Here is a 16374-nt window from a genome sequence, read left to right as displayed (position 1 = left end):
GCAGGTTTTAATCCTTCTGGACCCCATATCCTTCAGGTGCAGGAATCCCCTTTTCAGCGGCGCGGCTCACTGCTTCCCATTGCTCCCAAGTAGCCATACGCTCATTATATGTATTCATAGCCAAGTCGTAGACCACGCTACCAAGGATAAGCCGCAGAGGAGGATTATCACTATTTACTAGTTTCATGAGTGCCTCTGCCGCCAAGCGGGGATCACTGTCGATCGAGCCTTCGGAATACTGTTTAGCCAATTCCTCCCGAAGAGATCCGTACGAGTCCAATGGGGTGCTGTAACCCATTGTTGTGTACAAGTCCGTCCAGTATCCGCCAGGCTCCACCATGGTAAGTTTCACACCGAAATGAGCGGCTTCTTTGGCTAAAGCTTCACTCATCCCCTCCAAAGCAAATTTACTTGCGCTGTACATGCCAGACATAGGACCCGAAATCAAGGCTCCAATACTCGTAATTTGTATGATATGTCCAGAGCCTTGAGACCGTAAGTAGGGCATCACTGCTTGACAAACCCAAAGGGCACCAAAGAAGTTGGTCTCCATCAGGCTCCTGGCCTCAGTTTCACTCAGTTCTTCAATCATACCTAAAACCATTATACCTGCGTTATTAACCACGATATCAAGCCGCCCGAAATGTTCCATTGCTGCTGTGACCGTGGAAAAAACGGCGTTCCTATCTGTAACGTCGAGTTTCATTGGCAATACCCTGTCTTGATACTTATCTTTTAGCTCTTCCAATTTGTCAATGGTTCTTGCGACAGCTACAACTTTATCCCCTGCTTCCAGTGCAGCACAGGTGTATGCGTATCCAAGACCCTTGCTTGCCCCTGTAATGAACCATACGCGTTCTTTTTTACTCTTACGTGTCATATATCTATTCTCCTTTATTTGCATTATTAAGTTTAGCATCTTACGCTCATTACCCGCTCTTTCTCATTCGTCTGTCTGATCGTTTAAGCTTGAGGAACCCATAACCGGCCTCTTTCAACTCAACGCAAAACCTCTTCTGATCCGTTTACTATTGATGCTATAACAATGCTGTTCCTTTTTACGAAATAAACAAAAAAGCACAGGCATATCGCTGCCTGTGCTGAACGTAACCGGAAATAGAATACCCAATGACCATATATGCAAGCAAAAAACTGCCCCCGAATTTCTTTAGGAGAAGGTTCTCACTTCTTACATAAGTAACAAGGTATACGTAGATAGGCATGTCAATCCCGATTACTCTGTTTACAGGCAGAGTTGAATAGAAAACTGCATTGTCTGCATTACTTTCTTTATCGGGAAAAATCTATCACACGTAACCCTCCATTCGAGTTGTATAGGATAAACATAGCATAGACAATTCTGAATTTCAAATAAATATTACCTAAAATGAGAATTTCCACGATTATGATCTTTATTGACGAAAGCATAGAAATACACTCAACAAACACCTGAAAACTCTTCCAAGTAATTTGTCAGGAAGAACCATGAATGTATCTAAGAAACTCTTTTTGCTTAAAATGAAAAGTCAGCCATTAGAAATTACACGGCTGACTTTTCATGATTTGTTTGATTTATTAGTTGCGATTCTAAGTTTTCCAGATGAAGAATACTGTAGGGGAACGTTACCCATATTCCATTTAATTCAAGGTTGTATTTGCCCCTGTATCTTCTAGCCCAAAACATAAAAAGGCCTGAGAACTTACCAAAGGATCATACATGTTTTTTTAGCTTTCCACAGATCATGGTTAATTGTAAATTCGCTACATAAGTCTTATAGGTTACACCAGAGCTATTATAATCTACTATATTTGAATTAATAAGTTATATACTTGTTAGAATGCAATATTAATTTTTGTTTATCTTTATAAAAATAAACAGGAATTGTCGTTGATTAACAGACCAGAAATAGCAGGTGCCTTACATTACTAATAATTTGGTTAGCTACTTTTGTATAGTTTTTTTTACTCATCTCATTTTTCATACTTTCATTTCTAGTATACTTTAACGAAAAGAGAACGATTTCATTTGTAAGTTTATTTTATATTCAAGTGAATAAATAGGTCTTATTTTGACATCCTTATTACCTTTTTTAACTTTTTCACATCATGAAGGGGCAGATTAAAGTGATAAACCCAGAATATGAATACTTAATAGCTAAAAATGAGATACCAATGATTACAATTTCTCACAAATTAAAAGGTAAAAAAATAGTATCTCCTCATTGGCATGAATTGAGATATGTTATGCAATGAGTGGAAGTCCTGGTGTGATCAATGTAGATGGTCAGGAGTTTAGTTTAAAAGCTGGTGGAATCGTAGTAATCAATTCAAACTCAATTCATAGTTTTGAGGTTTTTTTAAAGCCTGGCCAAGAAATGTTCACTATTTTATTGCCTTATAAGGGCTTTTTGGAAAATGTCCCTAATTTTAATCGATATCATATTGAATGCAATAATTTACTTACAGATTCTAAATACAAGAATAATGACTATCAGGTCATTGAAAAGTTAATTCTAGAAATCTACCACTATTCATTTAATAATAGTGAACTAGATTATTTAATGTTACATTCTTTAGCGTATAAGTTATTACATGAAATTTTAGATAAATACGGTCATTTTTATCCACATAAGAATCATTTAAAACCATTTTTTTCACAGGATCCAAAAGAAATTTTAGATGTTATTCAATACATTCAAATTCATTATGCCAATATTCAACGAATCCAAGATGTCGCGATAAAATATAATTTCTCACAAGGTTATTTTTCAAGATATTTTAAAAAGTATGTTGGGATGTCGCCTAAAAAATATTTAGCTGTTATTCGTTTACAACATGCCGAAAACTTACTTAGAAATACGAAAGTGCCTATTTCAACTATTGCTGCTACCTGTGGTTTTCAAACTGATAAAGCATTTTATCAACTATTTAAAAAATATCATGATAAAACACCTTTCGAGTATCGAAATGAGATGTTATTCAACAATCATTCATTTATTCGTTCTAAAAGTTGAACATTAAGTTTTCGTAGCATGGAAAGTAATCAAGATATATAACCCATATAACCCACAATTCACCTACTATAGACTAAAATCGTTTCAACTTCTTTGAGTCTATTAATTACCGCCCACAACAATATTATCAATAAAGGTTAGAATGAAGAACTTGGTCTAGCATTTATAACTAAACCATCTGCCAGAGCATAAATAGGAATATGACCAAACAAAAAAAAGAGAGCCAATAGCTGATATCTCTTTTCCTTGAGTACTTTATCATTCTTTTTACAGAGAGACCTTCGTATACAGTCGATCATTTCGAATCAGATCCATTAATGATTCGCGCTGGACCACCAATTCGGCCTCTCCGTTCTTAACAAATACAACAGCAGGACGGGTAATTCTATTGTAGTTATTCGCCATTGCATATCCATAAGCACCGGTACTAGAAACTGCTAAAATATCTCCTGGCTGATGTGCGGATAGATGAATGTCCCAGATCAGCATATCGCCTGATTCACAGCATTTACCTGCTATCGAAACCAATTCTGTAGCAGGATCATGTAAACGATTAGCCACACAGGCCTCATATTTAGCCTGATACAAAGCCGGACGCAGATTATCAGTCATTCCCCCATCAATTGCTACATATTTTCGGACATTAGGAATTTCCTTCGTTGCCCCAATGGTATACAAGGTTGTCCCAGCATCTCCAATAATGCTCCGTCCAGGTTCAATCCAAATTTCTGGGAAGGGCAGGTTATGCTTGATAAATTCAGTCCGAACGCTATTTGTAATTGCTTCAATATAATCTTTTGCTACAAGCGGTGTATCCCCTTCCACATAGCGGATACCAAAACCGCCTCCGACATTAAATACCTGACAGGTAAAACCTAGCTCCTGTCTTACCTCTGCTAAAAATTCCGTCAGACGCTGAATAGCCAATAGAAAACCATCCGTTTCAAAAATTTGCGAGCCTATATGACAATGGATACCAAGTAAATGCAATGCTTGGCTTTTCTGTGCTACTTCAATCGCTTTCATCGCTTGATTGCTTATCATATCAAATCCAAATTTGGAGTCCTGCTGTCCAGTGGATATATATTCATGTGTGTGTGCTTCTACGCCTGGTGTAAGACGCAACAATACATTAGCTGTCAATCCACGTTCTTTGGCAAGGTCATGCAGCATCTCTAATTCGTAAAAATTATCAGCCACAAAGCAACCAATATTGGCTTCTAAAGCCATAATTAATTCCTGCATGGTTTTATTATTCCCGTGGAAATGAATTCGTTCTGCCGGGAACCCTGCTGCCAATGCCGTATATAATTCTCCAGCAGAAACTACATCCAGAGATAATCCTTCCTCTTCTATCAACCTGCACATTGCCATCGTACAAAAAGCTTTACTGGCATAGGCTACTTGGAAGGCAAACCCGCTTTGCTGAAAGGCCTCTACAAAAGCACGGCACTTTTCCCGAATTAATGTTTCATCATAGACGTACAATGGAGTCTGATATTGCTCTACCAGCTTGGTAGTATCACAACCCCCAATTTCAAGATGCCCTTTTTCATTGATGCGACTTGTGCCATGCAAAAACATAACCTTTGCCCTCCTCGTCCACTTTCCCTATCATTCTACTGAGTATAAAGCTATTCTGTCTTTTCCATGTATTTCGACTCTTTTTAGGAAGGATATAGCAAAGCCACATTCTCGCGGCTTGCTATATACCCTGTATTTTTATACGTATATCTAATTTTTAAGCATTAATATACCACAGCAAGTAACCAAATCCAAGAGATATATAACCATTTCTACCCTTCTATTGTCTGTTTGGGTTTTGGGAACGAACAACACTTGGCCGTTTTTCCTGATACGGCACAGCCTTGCGTAATACAATTTCCTTAAATCCTTCATAGTTAAACGGAATAAACGGCCACAAATAAGGGGTATCAATCGATCTGGTCATCGCAAGCGCAAGTAAAATAAAGGCGCAGGTAAACATATAGCCTTGCAATCCAAAAAGTCCAGTGGTAAGCAACAATAGTAACCGAACCAGACGGTTGGCCATGCTTAGTTCATAGCTTGGAGTTGCATAGGTGCCAATTGCCGCAACAGCTAGATACAGAATTACTTCCGGTGAGAACAGGCCTACCTCGATGGCAATCTCACCAATTAAAATAGCTGCAATAAGTCCCATTGCAATAGAAAGAGGTGCAGGAGTATGTACTGCCGCCATCCTCATTAAATCGAGTCCAAGCTCAGCTAGTAAAAACTGTACCATGATGGGAATAGAACCTTGATTCTTCAAACCGAGAAATTCTAATTGGGAAGGGACATACTCTGTATGCATCACTAATAACAGCCACAGGGGCGGTAACAGTAAAGAGGCAATAATCCCTAGAAAACGTACCCAGCGCAGATACGCTCCGACAACTGGCGTCTGCCTGTATTCCTCCGCATGCTGTACATGATGAAAGTAGGTAGCAGGAGTAATGATGACGCTAGGTGATGTATCTACATAGATGAGGACATGCCCCTCAAGCAAATGAATGGCCGCTACATCCGGACGTTCTGTATAACGTACCATAGGGAATGGATTAAGCGATTTTCCAATAATAAACTCTTCAATGGTTTTCTCTGACATGGGAATTCCATCGATTTGGATCTCCTGAATTCTTGATTTTAATTTTTCCACTAAATGCGGATTAGCTACATCAGCCAGATAAGCGATCGCAACATCTGTTTTCGAGCGTTCCCCGACCTGCATAATTTCAAACCGCAAACGCTCATCTCGTATACGGCGACGAGTAAGTGAGGTATTTGAAACTAGATTTTCTGTAAAACCATCATGAGCTCCTCGTACAACTCGTTCGGTATCTGGCTCTTCAGGTGTACGAGTCAAATAAATTTTTGCATCGACCATCAGAGCTGTGTCCTCACCATCAATCAACAGCCCGATTTGACCAACCAAAACCTTATCCATGAATTCATTACATGTTTTTATCTTGGATATCTGAAAGAAGGGGACATATTTTTGATAAAATATTTTCCAGCCATCCTCGCTCGTTTCCCGTTCTTTTACATTATTGAGGTCTTGTAAAATTAACGTTACGATTGTGCTGTCTGCAAAGCCATTAATATAATACAGACTAACTCGAGTACGACCTACTTTTAAATCATGTACGCCAATATCAAACGATGTGCCTACCCCTAGCTTGTCATCAAGAAACGCCCTATTTTCTTCAAGGCTAGTGACTATAGGCTGCTTGTCCTGCTTATCCTCCGACACGATATCCACTCCTTTCCATAATCCACTCTATTGCTTTCTTAGTAATCGGACAGCCTTTATTAATATGGTCTCTCCCGTCCATTTTTCCGATATCGCCAATCCCAATTATGTGGGTAATATCACATGCATTTAGAATATCGACCGTATCACCGTAAATTCGATGCTGAAGTTCCTTGTGGACGACCCCATCCTTGTCGACAGCATCCTCCACCACTATTCCTTGTTTCGTAACCGAATATTTCACTTTAGTACCTGTTACGCATTTCGTATTGGAGGCAACTGCAACTGCCCCCAGCACTTCAATGTCTGGGTGCTTCGCTACAAAACAAATAGCCCGTTCTCCCCGTCCAAAACCGTAATTCCCATTGTCATCAAACATAACTAGCACCGGATCATAAGGGGTCTGCTTAATAAGGGTTACCATCTGCTCGCCTGAGAGTGGTGTGGGATTTCCCGCCGATAATGAAATGCATCTTCCCCCAATTTGTCGGGCTACTTCTTCAATTACCCTCTGAGCGATGTGGTCACCGTCTGTGATGATGATAATACGGCGTCGAGCCTGATTCATCGAACCGCCTCCTCCGCCAAAAATTCCTACCCTTTTGGTTTAAACACCAGGGAAGCAAGGAAACTAAAAGCAATTGCCGCAGTAATACCAGCCGCCGGTACCTCAAACATCCCATTCGCTACTCCGATTGCACCGGTTTGATTTAACTCCTGCAAGGCACCGTGGTACAGTGAATGTCCGAAGCTGATGATTGGCACAGTAGCACCTGCACCAGCAAATTTAATAAAACCATCGTAGACTCCAATAAAATCAAGCACCACACCTGAGACTACCAATGTAACCATGACATGGGCAGGTGTTATTTTAGCTACATCTAACATGATCTGCCCAACCACACAGATTAATCCTCCTATGATAAAGGCAATAAGGTATTCCATGATTATTCTCCTCCTTCAAATGCTACTGCGTGAGCAATACACGGGATTGAATTTCCCTGTTGTGTACTGGTAGGACTAAGTAGGGCACCAGTTGCGCACACAAGCACCTTTTTTAATTTGCCTGATTGAAGCTGCTTCATAATATAGCTGTACGTTACGCTGGCACTTGAGGCGCATCCACTCGCCCCTGCAAACACTTCCTCATCAGGCGGATAAATCATAAGACCGCAGTCATTGTACACACCTTCAACGTTAAAGCCTTCTTTGGCTAGCATATCTTTGCAAATAGCAGAGCCCACTTTCCCCAAATCTCCTGTGACAATGAGATCATAATCAGATGGGCTACGTCCCGTATCAATAAAATGAGTAGCGATCGTAGAAACAGCGGCAGGCGCCATCGCGGCTCCCATTGCAAAAGGGTCTGTAATCCCCATATCTATTACTTTTCCGACTGTAGAATAGGTTATCCGAGGTCCCTTTCCCCCTATCCCTACAACTGCTGCACCTGCTCCGGTAACCGTAACTTGTGAATGAGGAGGCTTTTGTCCACCATATTCAGTCGGATAACGGAATTGCCGTTCAGCTGTTGCGTTATGACTGCTGCACGCGGCTACTATATAGTTAGAATATCTTGCATTGACTAGGGCGGTAGCGGTTGAGAGCGTCAGCATGGAGGAGGAACATGCCCCGTACATGCCAAGCGTAGGAAATTGCATTTTTTCAGCCGTAAAGCTAACTGTGATATTTTGATTAAGCAAATCACCTGCGATAATCTGATCGATTTGATTTTTTTTCAAATCAGCTTTCTTAATTGCAAGAGTAATGGAATCCTCCATTAGCTTTTTTTCGGCTTTTTCCCAGGAATCCTGACCTGCGTACATATCGTTATAACTTCTATCAAATAAATCTTTTAATGGTCCTTCTGCTTCCTTAGGCCCTACAACCACCGCACTTCCCTGAACCCGAACATCCTCGTTAAATCTCCACGTTTGCTGACTAACTCTATTTTTACCTTTCGTTGGCGTACTCACTGTTTTCACCTCGTTTTAGTAGAACATATTTAACAGCACGCGCAGCATTCCAAAAATAAAAGCTGCCGTAACTCCATACACGATAACAGAACCTGCCAATTTAAACATGTTGCCAGCTACACCAAGCACATAGCCCTCGCTGCGATGTTCAATGGCAGCAGATGACATAGAATTAGCAAAGCCTGTAATAGGAACTGCTGACCCAGCCCCGGCATATTGACCGATATTGTCATAAATACCAAATCCAGTTAATAAGACTGAGATAAAAATAAGAGTAATGGAAGTTGGTCCGGCAGCCTTTTCTGTATCCAGATGCAAAAAAGTGATATAGAGATTCTGGATGATTTGCCCTAGCAAACAAATTGCTCCACCTACCCAGAAAGCACGAAAGCAGTTTAGCCAAACATTTCGTTTTGGCTCATATTTTTGAGCTTGCTCCTGATAAACCTGTTTATTCATTTGCAGTTTAAAGCCCTGTTTTTGTTTTGTTGTTGCCATCTAACTTGTCCCCTTTATTCCGTTATGAAGTGCAATTGTGATGTTTAATTCCTGCTGCTTATTTTTTCTATGTCAGCGCTATTCTATGAATGGTTCGATTTACCAGCTTTATAAGGAGAAGGTCCATTGCAGCAAAGAACCTACTATCTTCCCTAATACCATCGCCATCACAAAATTTCTCATATAATCATGGAGGCCTAGCCGCTTGGTTAAGATAGGAAACACATTTAATACCTCTGTAAGACCAGCCGCTAGCATACCTACGAATATTCCAGCGAAGCTTCCTACCACAGCGGTTAGCACTGCTGGGAGCTGCACTGAAATCGCAAAGTAATCACACCATGTAAACCAAAGCGCTCCCAAGACGATTGCCCATTCGTAGCTACGAATAAAAGAATGAGAAGAAGAGAGCTGTGTAAGGCGTGGAATGATATCTAGAACACTTAAAAAAGCAACCAGACCACTTCCTACAGCGAGACCCCAGCCTAGTCCCATTACTATGACAAATAAATATAGAAGCATCATGTCTTATCTCGTTGATTTTCCTCGTTCTCATTTTCTAAATAATATTGATCCAGATTCTGTTGATATAAAAATAATTCAACGTCAAGTGGACTGGGCTCTTCGTTGATTCGTTTGCGAAAAATATGATTAAAAAACAAAACCATCCCAAGACCGATTCCTAATGAGTAAGGGATTTGGAGTAATAGAGGACGTTTTTCATATTGTCCCGTGATTAGCTGATATAAACGTCGCTGTACCTCTAACATGCTGACATCAGCGTGAAAGTTCATCAGGGCTAAGCCAGATCCTATAAACAGAAGGAGCCAAACAAATAAAACAAGAAAAAAATTGGCGCGTTTGACGGGATTCGCTACCTCAACGATAATTTGAGATGAACCCTGTACCTCAAGATGGATTTCCGGATACATCTGACGCAGTTTACGGATTACCTGCATAATGTCGATGATAATCAAATTTCCGTCCTCTTTTTTTACTTGATAGACCGGAATACGACGTAATTTCTCCTCGCGCTCCCCATCTAAATAAAGCTGACAGATATCACCGAGCAGAATAACATCTTTCTGTCTTATCACCAGTCGCTTACGCAAGCGTAAAAATAAAATCTGCTCCATCTTCACTGCCTCCTTCCTGCCTAATGCAAGCAGTGCGGTGTTTTTATGTAGTATCTGCAAAAAGAAAAAGACCATTCGAGCTATTGCTCGATTTGGTCTCTTATCGTCTGAAGGATCCTCTTTTCCAATCTTGACACCTGTACCTGTGAGATACCTAATCTCTCAGCTACCTCGGATTGAGTTTGATCTTTATAGTAACGCAGAAGAACGATTAATTGTTCCCGTTCTGTTAATTTACTTATTGCATCACGCAAGGCAATCTGATCAAACCATTTGCTTAAGCTTTCATCGGCTATTTGATCAATCAAGGTGATTGGGTCACCATCATTTTCAAAAACCGTTTCATGAATCGATGATGGCGCTCGACTAGCCTCCTGAGCGAATACGACATCCTCATTAGACAGACCAAGCGTTTCTGCAACTTCGCTGATGGTAGGTGAACGCCCGAATTTCTTATACAATTCGTCCCTCGTTCTTCGCACTTTGTTTGCAGTTTCTTTCAACGAACGACTTACTTTGACCGTACCATCATCCCGCAGAAAGCGCTGAATTTCACCGATGATCATTGGAACAGCATACGTTGAGAATTTGACATCGTAGTTTAGATCAAATTTATCGACTGCCTTTAATAATCCAATACACCCAATTTGAAACAGATCATCTGCTTCGTAGCCACGGTTCATAAAACGTTGGACAACAGACCATACTAAACGAATATTACTACTTACCAGTTGGTCACGTGCAGACGTATCTCCCGTTTGGCTTTTAGCAATGAGCTCTTTTACTTGTTCGTTAGTAAGAAACGGCTGACTAGCGTTTTTAATATCGGCTCCCATGGCATTACCCCTAGCTTTGTAAAGCTTTTGCATAAGCGAGACGTTTAACTAAGCGAATCCTTGTACCCTGATCAATGGCCGTAACAACTTCTAATGAATCCATGAAATTTTCCATAATCGTAAAACCCATTCCTGAGCGTTCCAGCTCTGGCTTAGAAGTAAACAATGGTTGCATCGCCTCTTCCACATCAACAATTCCTTTTCCATAATCCTCAATAACAAGCTCAACTACTCCATCCTCTAAAGCAGCTTCAATATGAACCACTCCAAGCGGGTTTTCTTCATAGGCATGGATAATCGCATTCGTCACTGCTTCTGATACAACAGTTTTGATTTCCTCTAATTCTTCCATTGTGACATCGAGCTGCGAGATAAAAGATGCCACTGCAACGCGAGCAAATGCTTCGTTTTGACTGAGGGCGGAGAATTGTAGTTGCATGTGATTTCTCATCGTTATGCCACCCCCAGTACGTCTAAAGCATCTGATACGTGCTCTTTATACTTTAATACCTTAAACAAACCTGACATTTCAAAAATGCGATAAATGGTTGGATTAATGGAACAGACAAATACCTCACCAGAACGCGCTGTAATTTGTTTGTATCTCCCTAAAATCACGCCGATTCCTGAGCTATCCATGAAGGTCAAGTCCTCCAAGTCGAGGACCACATGACGAATCTGCTCATCCTTGATAATGGTGTCTAAACGGTTCCTCAAGGTTTCCGCTGTGTGATGATCCAGTTCCCCTTGCAGGCGGACCAACAGAACCTCGCGTAAGGTCTCCATCTCAATGTGCAAGCTCATAACTTGGAACAACTCCTTCTCCCGTTGATGTCTCTCTTTTTCTCTACTCAATAAACCAAATCCTCCCAGACGACAAAAGAACAAAAAAGTCGAGAAGCCTCTACAAAAGTGGACATTCTCGACATTTTTCGTAATTTCAGCGATAGGTAAACATTACCTTCTGGGTTGTTCTTTTGAGTATGTCCCACATATTGGCACGTTCAACGGTTTTCTCTGGATACAAATCAATTCGGGCTACCTCTTTACCATCTTTTTTGATAAAAATATGGCCCACTACATTTGACTTTTTAATCGGAGCTTTAACCTCACTAGCCAGTGTAATCTCTTTTACAAATGCATTAGGATTTTCTCCTTTTTTCAAAAGAAGACTAACAGGCTGTTCTGTCACAACGTTCACCTTTGTTTCTTCTCCCTTATCCAAAGAAAGCTGTTGAATAACATCCCCTTTTTTATATATGGGATGCACTTGATAATGATTAAAGGCAAAATCAAACATGCCAGTAATTTCACTATTTCTTACCTTGGTATCTGGTTCACCCAATACAACAGCAATTACACGCATATTTTTACGTTTTGCTGTTGCTGAAATACAAAATTTAGCTTCCGAGGTGTAACCCGTCTTCAAGCCATCCACTCCGTCATAAAAACGAACAAGTCGGTTCGTGTTAACCAACCAGAATGGGCTGGCACTGTCTTTTCGTAGATAATCTTGATAGATGCCGGTATATTTAGTAATTATTTCATGTTTTAACAGCTCACGAGACATGATTGCAATGTCAGAGGCAGTTGTGTAATGATCTGGGGAGGGTAATCCGTTGCAGTTAATAAAGTGAGTATTTTTTAAACCTAATTGAGCAGCTCGTTCATTCATCTTGTTGATAAATGCTTCTTCTGTTCCTCCGATATGCTCAGCCATCGCAACTGCAGCATCATTTCCAGAAGCAATCGCAATCCCTTTCACCATATCCTCCACTGTCATCTCTTCACCAGGCTGCAAGAAAATCTGGGATCCACCCATGGAAGCAGCTCGCTCGCTGGTACGAACTTTGTCGGTTAGCTTTACTTCTCCTCGTTGGATCGCCTCAAAAATCAGTAACAAGGTCATTACCTTAGTGATACTTGCAGGCGGTAGTTTCTCATGCGCATTTTTTTCAAACAGAATGGTTCCGGAATCTGCCTCCATCAGGATCGCTGATTTTGCATGCGGAGCCATATCAGGTTTTGACTCTTCTGCAGAAGCTAGCCCTGGAGTAAGCATGGTTATGCAAGTAACCAAACAGAGAAAAACATGAAGTAATCTTTTCATTTCGATCTCGTACCTCCATTCGTATTTCTAGCTTCTCCTTTTCTTAGGAAAATATTCACACTTTGCTAGAAATAAAAAAAGAAAGAGATTTCTGAGAGGCTGCTTACCGTACTGACAAAAAACTTGCCGTCCCTGTTAAGGAGAACGGCAAGTTTGTACTTATACTTGGAATTTAGCCACATGAGCTTCTAAATCATTTGATAATTCTTGCATGCTTTGGATGTTTTTATTTATCTCTGCAATCGCTTTTAACTGCGCTTCGATCGTAGTAACTGCTTCAATCAAGGATTGGTCAATTTCCCCAGACCTTTGTGACAAATTTTGCATGGAGCTGCTAATAACCTGATTACCGGCTGCCATCTCTTCTGAAATGGCAGTCATAGATTCACCCTGTTCAGCAGCCGCCTGAATCTCCTGTAAAATGTGGGTAAAGGATTGGCCTACCATTTCGACAGATTTAAGTCCAACATCCGCTTGTTTTACTACCTCATCCATATTTTGCGTCATCTCTTTTGCTTCATTGTTAATTGATCCCGCGATCGCTGCAATTTTTTCTGAGAAGCTGCTGCTCTCCTCTGCTAGCTTGCGGACCTCGCTTGCTACAACCGAGAATCCTTTACCTGCTTCTCCCGCCCGTGCTGCTTCTATTGCTGCGTTTAAAGCAAGCAGATTGGTTTGAGATGCGATTCCCGTAATCATTTTAACGATTTCAGCAATTTCATTAGATCGTTGGCGTAGCGAATGCATCCGATTCGCATTTTGCCCGATTTCTTTCGTAACACCACGAACAACTTCCACTACATCTTGAACCTGCTTCATGCCGACCTGAGCCCGTTCTAATGTTTTTGATGTAGCATGAGATGTAGCTTCTGCAGATATCGCAACCTGCTCCACCCCCTCGGATATCTCCGAAACGGTAGTCACCGTATTCTGTACCTCTCGATTTTGCACGGATATACGTTCTGAAATCCCGGTTAACGTACCTGAAATCTGGTGCAAGGATACGGTATTTGCTTCAGAATGTTTCTGCAACTCACCAGATGCCACATTCAAGACAACTGCTTGACTTTGCACACGGGTGATTAAATCCTTTAGTTCACCTACCATCTGGTTAAGTGCTTGTCCGACTTGAGCAATTTCGTCTTTACCCCGCACCTCAATTTTTGTCGTGAAGTCTCCACTGCCAACTCGCTGCATTTGTGTTGTTACAGATAATAATTGCCGTTTCATTGAATTTGCATACCACCAAATGGCTGCACCTGCCAGCACAGTGACCGGAATACTGACTAAAAATATAATCCAGCCCATGCTGTTAACTTCTCCGTAGATTTCCGACAGGCTTGTGCTTAATACCAAGCTCCAGGGCAACGTTTTTAATGGTGCAATTGATGCGAATGATTCGACCCCATTATCATCGTAAATAACATTTGTACTTGAGCGATCTACGACTTTTTGCATCAATTCTTTATAAGCCGGATTACTCCCTATCTCTAAATTGTTCGTGTATTCCTCATTTTTATGAGCTACAACCAGACCACTCTCATTTATTACATAGCCGTAGCCATTTTCCATGAACTGAACTCCTGCTACGCTGTCTAGCAGTTTTTGCATTGAAAAAGCAACTACCAGGATACGGCTTGTATCACTATTAGATGGGCCAATCGGTGTTGCGATGTAGCCGTAGCTTTTTTCTACATGAGGTTGAATATCTTCACCAGAAATAACGATTTGTTTTTTAGAAACAGCCTCTTTAAAAAACGATTTATCATTAAAATTCGTGAAATTCATAGTAGTCAATGAATACTCTTCAATTCCTGTATTTCCATTCACTAGATGAATCTTTTTAATTTCCGGAAAACTCTGTCGCAATAATTTAAATTCATCTTTTACCAATGTATCAATGTTGGTACGCATTACATTCTTTGAAGCAGAGCTTTTTACTTTTGTCGCGATTGAATTGATCCATTCATCAACACTGGCTGTGTATTGCTCTGTCAACATTTTAGATTGCTTGGTTGTAATGTTGATTAACGTATTCTTGGAGAAAGACAATACGATCGCCTCTAAGGTTCCAAAGATCAATAGAACCATGATGATTCCCCAGATAATCATTTTAGTCGCTATGGAGTTATCCATATAGAGTCTTACTTTTCTTATGTTTGTTAAAGAGGGCCTCCAGTTCTCCTTTACCCCCCTAACTCCCTTGATCATGTTTATCATCCTCCTTACATGTTAAAAGACCCTGCACATACCGAGCCTATAGTACCACGAATTATTTATATGTATAAACGAAACATGAAACTTATTATCTATATCGGATAAACAGAGGGACTTAATTACTAAAAAACTGTAAAATTTCACAAAATAATAACTTTACAAATGATTACCGCACAGTTTTACAAAATACGATTCTCTACATATTTTGGATTTAATTTGAAATGTAGAAATGCCCTGCTTTACCGAATAAAAGAACAACGGCGCCCTGCTGCACTGCAAGGCGCCGTTTTCTTTTGAACTCGTTTTTCGCATAGAAATAACGAATTTAGTTGAACAAGTGGCAAGCTACGAAATGGCCTGATTCAATCTCTTTCCAAGCAGGCTCCTTCGCTGCACATTCCGGCATTGCCTTCGGACAACGCGTACGGAAGTGACAGCCGCTTGGTGGATTCATTGGACTCGGTACATCGCCTTGCAGGACGATACGCTCACGAGTACGCTCGATTTCAGGATCTGGAATAGGAATCGCAGACAATAAAGCTTGTGTATACGGATGGAGCGGCTTCTCATACAGCTTTTCACTATCTGCTAGCTCTACCATTTTTCCTAAATACATAACGCCAACTCTATCAGAAATGTATTTTACCATGGACAAATCATGGGCGATAAACATATACGTTAAGCCCATTTTTTCTTGCAACTGCTCCAATAAATTAACAACCTGAGCCTGAACGGATACGTCCAGTGCAGAAATCGGTTCGTCACACACGATAAATTTCGGTTCAACAGCTAGAGCGCGTGCAATCCCAATACGTTGACGCTGACCACCAGAGAACTCATGTGGAAAACGATTCATATGCTCAGGATTCAAGCTTACTAAAGACAACAATTCCTGAATGCGTTCTTTACGTTTTGAACCGGTAGCCAGACCATGTATATCTAACGCTTCACCGATAATATCGCCAACCGTCATACGCGGGTTAAGAGAAGCGTATGGATCTTGGAAAATCATCTGGATGTTGCGGCGCATTGCTTTCATTTCAGCAGGGCTTAATTTCGCCAAATCTTTGCCCTCAAAAATTACTTGTCCGTCAGTTGGATCGTATAAGCGAAGAATGGTACGACCAGCAGTAGACTTCCCACAGCCAGACTCGCCTACGATCCCTAGGGTTTCACCGCGTTTGATCGTAAAGGATACGTCATTGACTGCTTTTAATGTATTTTCACCGATCTTAAAGTATTTCTTTAAATTGCGCACCTCAACCAATGTATCATCGTTTGACATAGCTTTGTTTGACATCTGTGCTCCTCCT

The 16374-nt window shown here is 40.8% G+C and carries 16 protein-coding genes; 1 reads left to right on the top strand and 15 read right to left on the bottom strand.

Annotated features, from left to right (window positions below; genetic code table 11):
- Positions 1 to 7: 7 nt before the first annotated feature.
- On the bottom strand, positions 8 to 880 hold the full coding sequence (locus QZ995_RS02150) for an SDR family oxidoreductase (protein ID WP_301802441.1): 873 nt from the start codon (positions 878 to 880) through the stop codon (positions 8 to 10).
- 1387 nt (positions 881 to 2267) lie between these two features.
- Between QZ995_RS02150 and QZ995_RS02145 the strand changes: the two genes are divergently transcribed.
- A complete protein-coding gene (locus tag QZ995_RS02145; RefSeq protein WP_301802439.1) occupies positions 2268 to 3014 on the top strand; it encodes a helix-turn-helix transcriptional regulator in 747 nt (248 codons plus the stop codon).
- A 267-nt stretch (positions 3015 to 3281) separates the two neighbouring features.
- On the opposite strand, the gene lysA is transcribed toward QZ995_RS02145, so the two are convergent.
- The 14 genes from lysA to QZ995_RS02075 form a co-directional block, all read right to left on the bottom strand.
- Positions 3282 to 4598: a diaminopimelate decarboxylase gene (gene lysA, locus QZ995_RS02140; RefSeq protein WP_301802436.1), complete on the bottom strand. Its 1317-nt coding sequence runs from the start codon at positions 4596 to 4598 to the stop codon at positions 3282 to 3284.
- A 220-nt stretch (positions 4599 to 4818) separates the two neighbouring features.
- Entirely contained in the window at positions 4819 to 6288 is a 1470-nt protein-coding gene (locus QZ995_RS02135; RefSeq protein ID WP_301802433.1) for a spore germination protein, read from the bottom strand.
- Positions 6275 to 6856, bottom strand: coding sequence for a stage V sporulation protein AE (locus tag QZ995_RS02130; protein WP_301802429.1), 582 nt, complete (start codon positions 6854 to 6856; stop codon positions 6275 to 6277). The genes QZ995_RS02135 and QZ995_RS02130 overlap by 14 nt, the downstream gene beginning before the upstream one ends.
- Positions 6857 to 6882: 26 nt before the next feature.
- Positions 6883 to 7233 carry a stage V sporulation protein AE gene (gene spoVAE, locus QZ995_RS02125; RefSeq protein ID WP_301802426.1) on the bottom strand — a complete coding sequence of 117 codons (351 nt, stop codon included), beginning with the start codon at positions 7231 to 7233 and terminating at the stop codon, positions 6883 to 6885.
- Positions 7234 to 7235: 2 nt separating this feature from the next.
- Positions 7236 to 8264: a stage V sporulation protein AD gene (gene spoVAD / locus QZ995_RS02120; RefSeq protein ID WP_301802424.1), complete on the bottom strand. Its 1029-nt coding sequence runs from the start codon at positions 8262 to 8264 to the stop codon at positions 7236 to 7238.
- Positions 8265 to 8279: 15 nt separating this feature from the next.
- Positions 8280 to 8762 carry a stage V sporulation protein AC gene (gene spoVAC, locus QZ995_RS02115; RefSeq protein ID WP_301802421.1) on the bottom strand — a complete coding sequence of 161 codons (483 nt, stop codon included), beginning with the start codon at positions 8760 to 8762 and terminating at the stop codon, positions 8280 to 8282.
- A 108-nt stretch (positions 8763 to 8870) separates the two neighbouring features.
- Positions 8871 to 9287 (bottom strand): stage V sporulation protein AB, encoded by a 417-nt coding sequence (locus QZ995_RS02110; RefSeq protein ID WP_301802419.1) that lies wholly within the window; start codon positions 9285 to 9287, stop codon positions 8871 to 8873.
- On the bottom strand, positions 9284 to 9898 hold the full coding sequence (locus QZ995_RS02105; RefSeq protein WP_301802418.1) for a stage V sporulation protein AA: 615 nt from the start codon (positions 9896 to 9898) through the stop codon (positions 9284 to 9286). Before QZ995_RS02105 ends, QZ995_RS02110 begins: the two co-directional genes overlap by 4 nt.
- Before the next feature lie 80 nt (positions 9899 to 9978).
- On the bottom strand, positions 9979 to 10734 hold the full coding sequence (gene sigF / locus QZ995_RS02100; RefSeq protein WP_003337799.1) for an RNA polymerase sporulation sigma factor SigF: 756 nt from the start codon (positions 10732 to 10734) through the stop codon (positions 9979 to 9981).
- A gap of 10 nt (positions 10735 to 10744) precedes the next feature.
- Complete coding sequence (gene spoIIAB / locus QZ995_RS02095; RefSeq protein WP_031414399.1) at positions 10745 to 11185, bottom strand: anti-sigma F factor; 441 nt, start codon at positions 11183 to 11185, stop codon at positions 10745 to 10747.
- A gap of 2 nt (positions 11186 to 11187) precedes the next feature.
- Positions 11188 to 11538, bottom strand: a complete 351-nt coding sequence (gene spoIIAA, locus QZ995_RS02090; protein ID WP_301803172.1) for an anti-sigma F factor antagonist — start codon at positions 11536 to 11538, stop codon at positions 11188 to 11190.
- A gap of 136 nt (positions 11539 to 11674) precedes the next feature.
- On the bottom strand, positions 11675 to 12844 hold the full coding sequence (locus tag QZ995_RS02085) for a D-alanyl-D-alanine carboxypeptidase family protein (protein WP_301802412.1): 1170 nt from the start codon (positions 12842 to 12844) through the stop codon (positions 11675 to 11677).
- Between the two features lie 159 nt (positions 12845 to 13003).
- On the bottom strand, positions 13004 to 15055 hold the full coding sequence (locus QZ995_RS02080; protein WP_301802410.1) for a methyl-accepting chemotaxis protein: 2052 nt from the start codon (positions 15053 to 15055) through the stop codon (positions 13004 to 13006).
- Positions 15056 to 15386: 331 nt separating this feature from the next.
- Positions 15387 to 16346, bottom strand: coding sequence for an ABC transporter ATP-binding protein (locus QZ995_RS02075; protein WP_301803169.1), 960 nt, complete (start codon positions 16344 to 16346; stop codon positions 15387 to 15389).
- Positions 16347 to 16374 lie beyond the last annotated feature (28 nt).

The sequence above is a fragment of the Brevibacillus laterosporus genome, assembly GCF_030489605.1.
GTDB lineage: Bacteria > Bacillota > Bacilli > Brevibacillales > Brevibacillaceae > Brevibacillus_B > Brevibacillus_B laterosporus_E.
Note: the sequence above shows the minus strand (reverse complement) of the source record. Positions and strands in the feature narration are given on the sequence as shown.

Excerpts from the sequence above, each read along its gene's own strand:
- spoIIAB (WP_031414399.1), bottom strand. The coding sequence starts at position 11,185 with ATGAGAAATCACATGCAACTACAATTCTCCGCCCTCAGTCAAAACGAA.
- QZ995_RS02085 (WP_301802412.1), bottom strand. The coding sequence starts at position 12,844 with ATGAAAAGATTACTTCATGTTTTTCTCTGTTTGGTTACTTGCATAACC.
- lysA (WP_301802436.1), bottom strand. The coding sequence starts at position 4,598 with ATGTTTTTGCATGGCACAAGTCGCATCAATGAAAAAGGGCATCTTGAA.
- QZ995_RS02075 (WP_301803169.1), bottom strand. The coding sequence starts at position 16,346 with ATGTCAAACGATGATACATTGGTTGAGGTGCGCAATTTAAAGAAATAC.
- spoVAC (WP_301802421.1), bottom strand. The coding sequence starts at position 8,762 with ATGGCAACAACAAAACAAAAACAGGGCTTTAAACTGCAAATGAATAAA.
- sigF (WP_003337799.1), bottom strand. The coding sequence starts at position 10,734 with ATGGGAGCCGATATTAAAAACGCTAGTCAGCCGTTTCTTACTAACGAA.
- spoIIAA (WP_301803172.1), bottom strand. The coding sequence starts at position 11,538 with ATGAGCTTGCACATTGAGATGGAGACCTTACGCGAGGTTCTGTTGGTC.
- QZ995_RS02130 (WP_301802429.1), bottom strand. The coding sequence starts at position 6,856 with ATGAATCAGGCTCGACGCCGTATTATCATCATCACAGACGGTGACCAC.
- QZ995_RS02150 (WP_301802441.1), bottom strand. The coding sequence starts at position 880 with ATGACACGTAAGAGTAAAAAAGAACGCGTATGGTTCATTACAGGGGCA.
- spoVAE (WP_301802426.1), bottom strand. The coding sequence starts at position 7,233 with ATGGAATACCTTATTGCCTTTATCATAGGAGGATTAATCTGTGTGGTT.
- QZ995_RS02110 (WP_301802419.1), bottom strand. The coding sequence starts at position 9,287 with ATGATGCTTCTATATTTATTTGTCATAGTAATGGGACTAGGCTGGGGT.
- QZ995_RS02105 (WP_301802418.1), bottom strand. The coding sequence starts at position 9,898 with ATGGAGCAGATTTTATTTTTACGCTTGCGTAAGCGACTGGTGATAAGA.
- QZ995_RS02080 (WP_301802410.1), bottom strand. The coding sequence starts at position 15,055 with ATGATCAAGGGAGTTAGGGGGGTAAAGGAGAACTGGAGGCCCTCTTTA.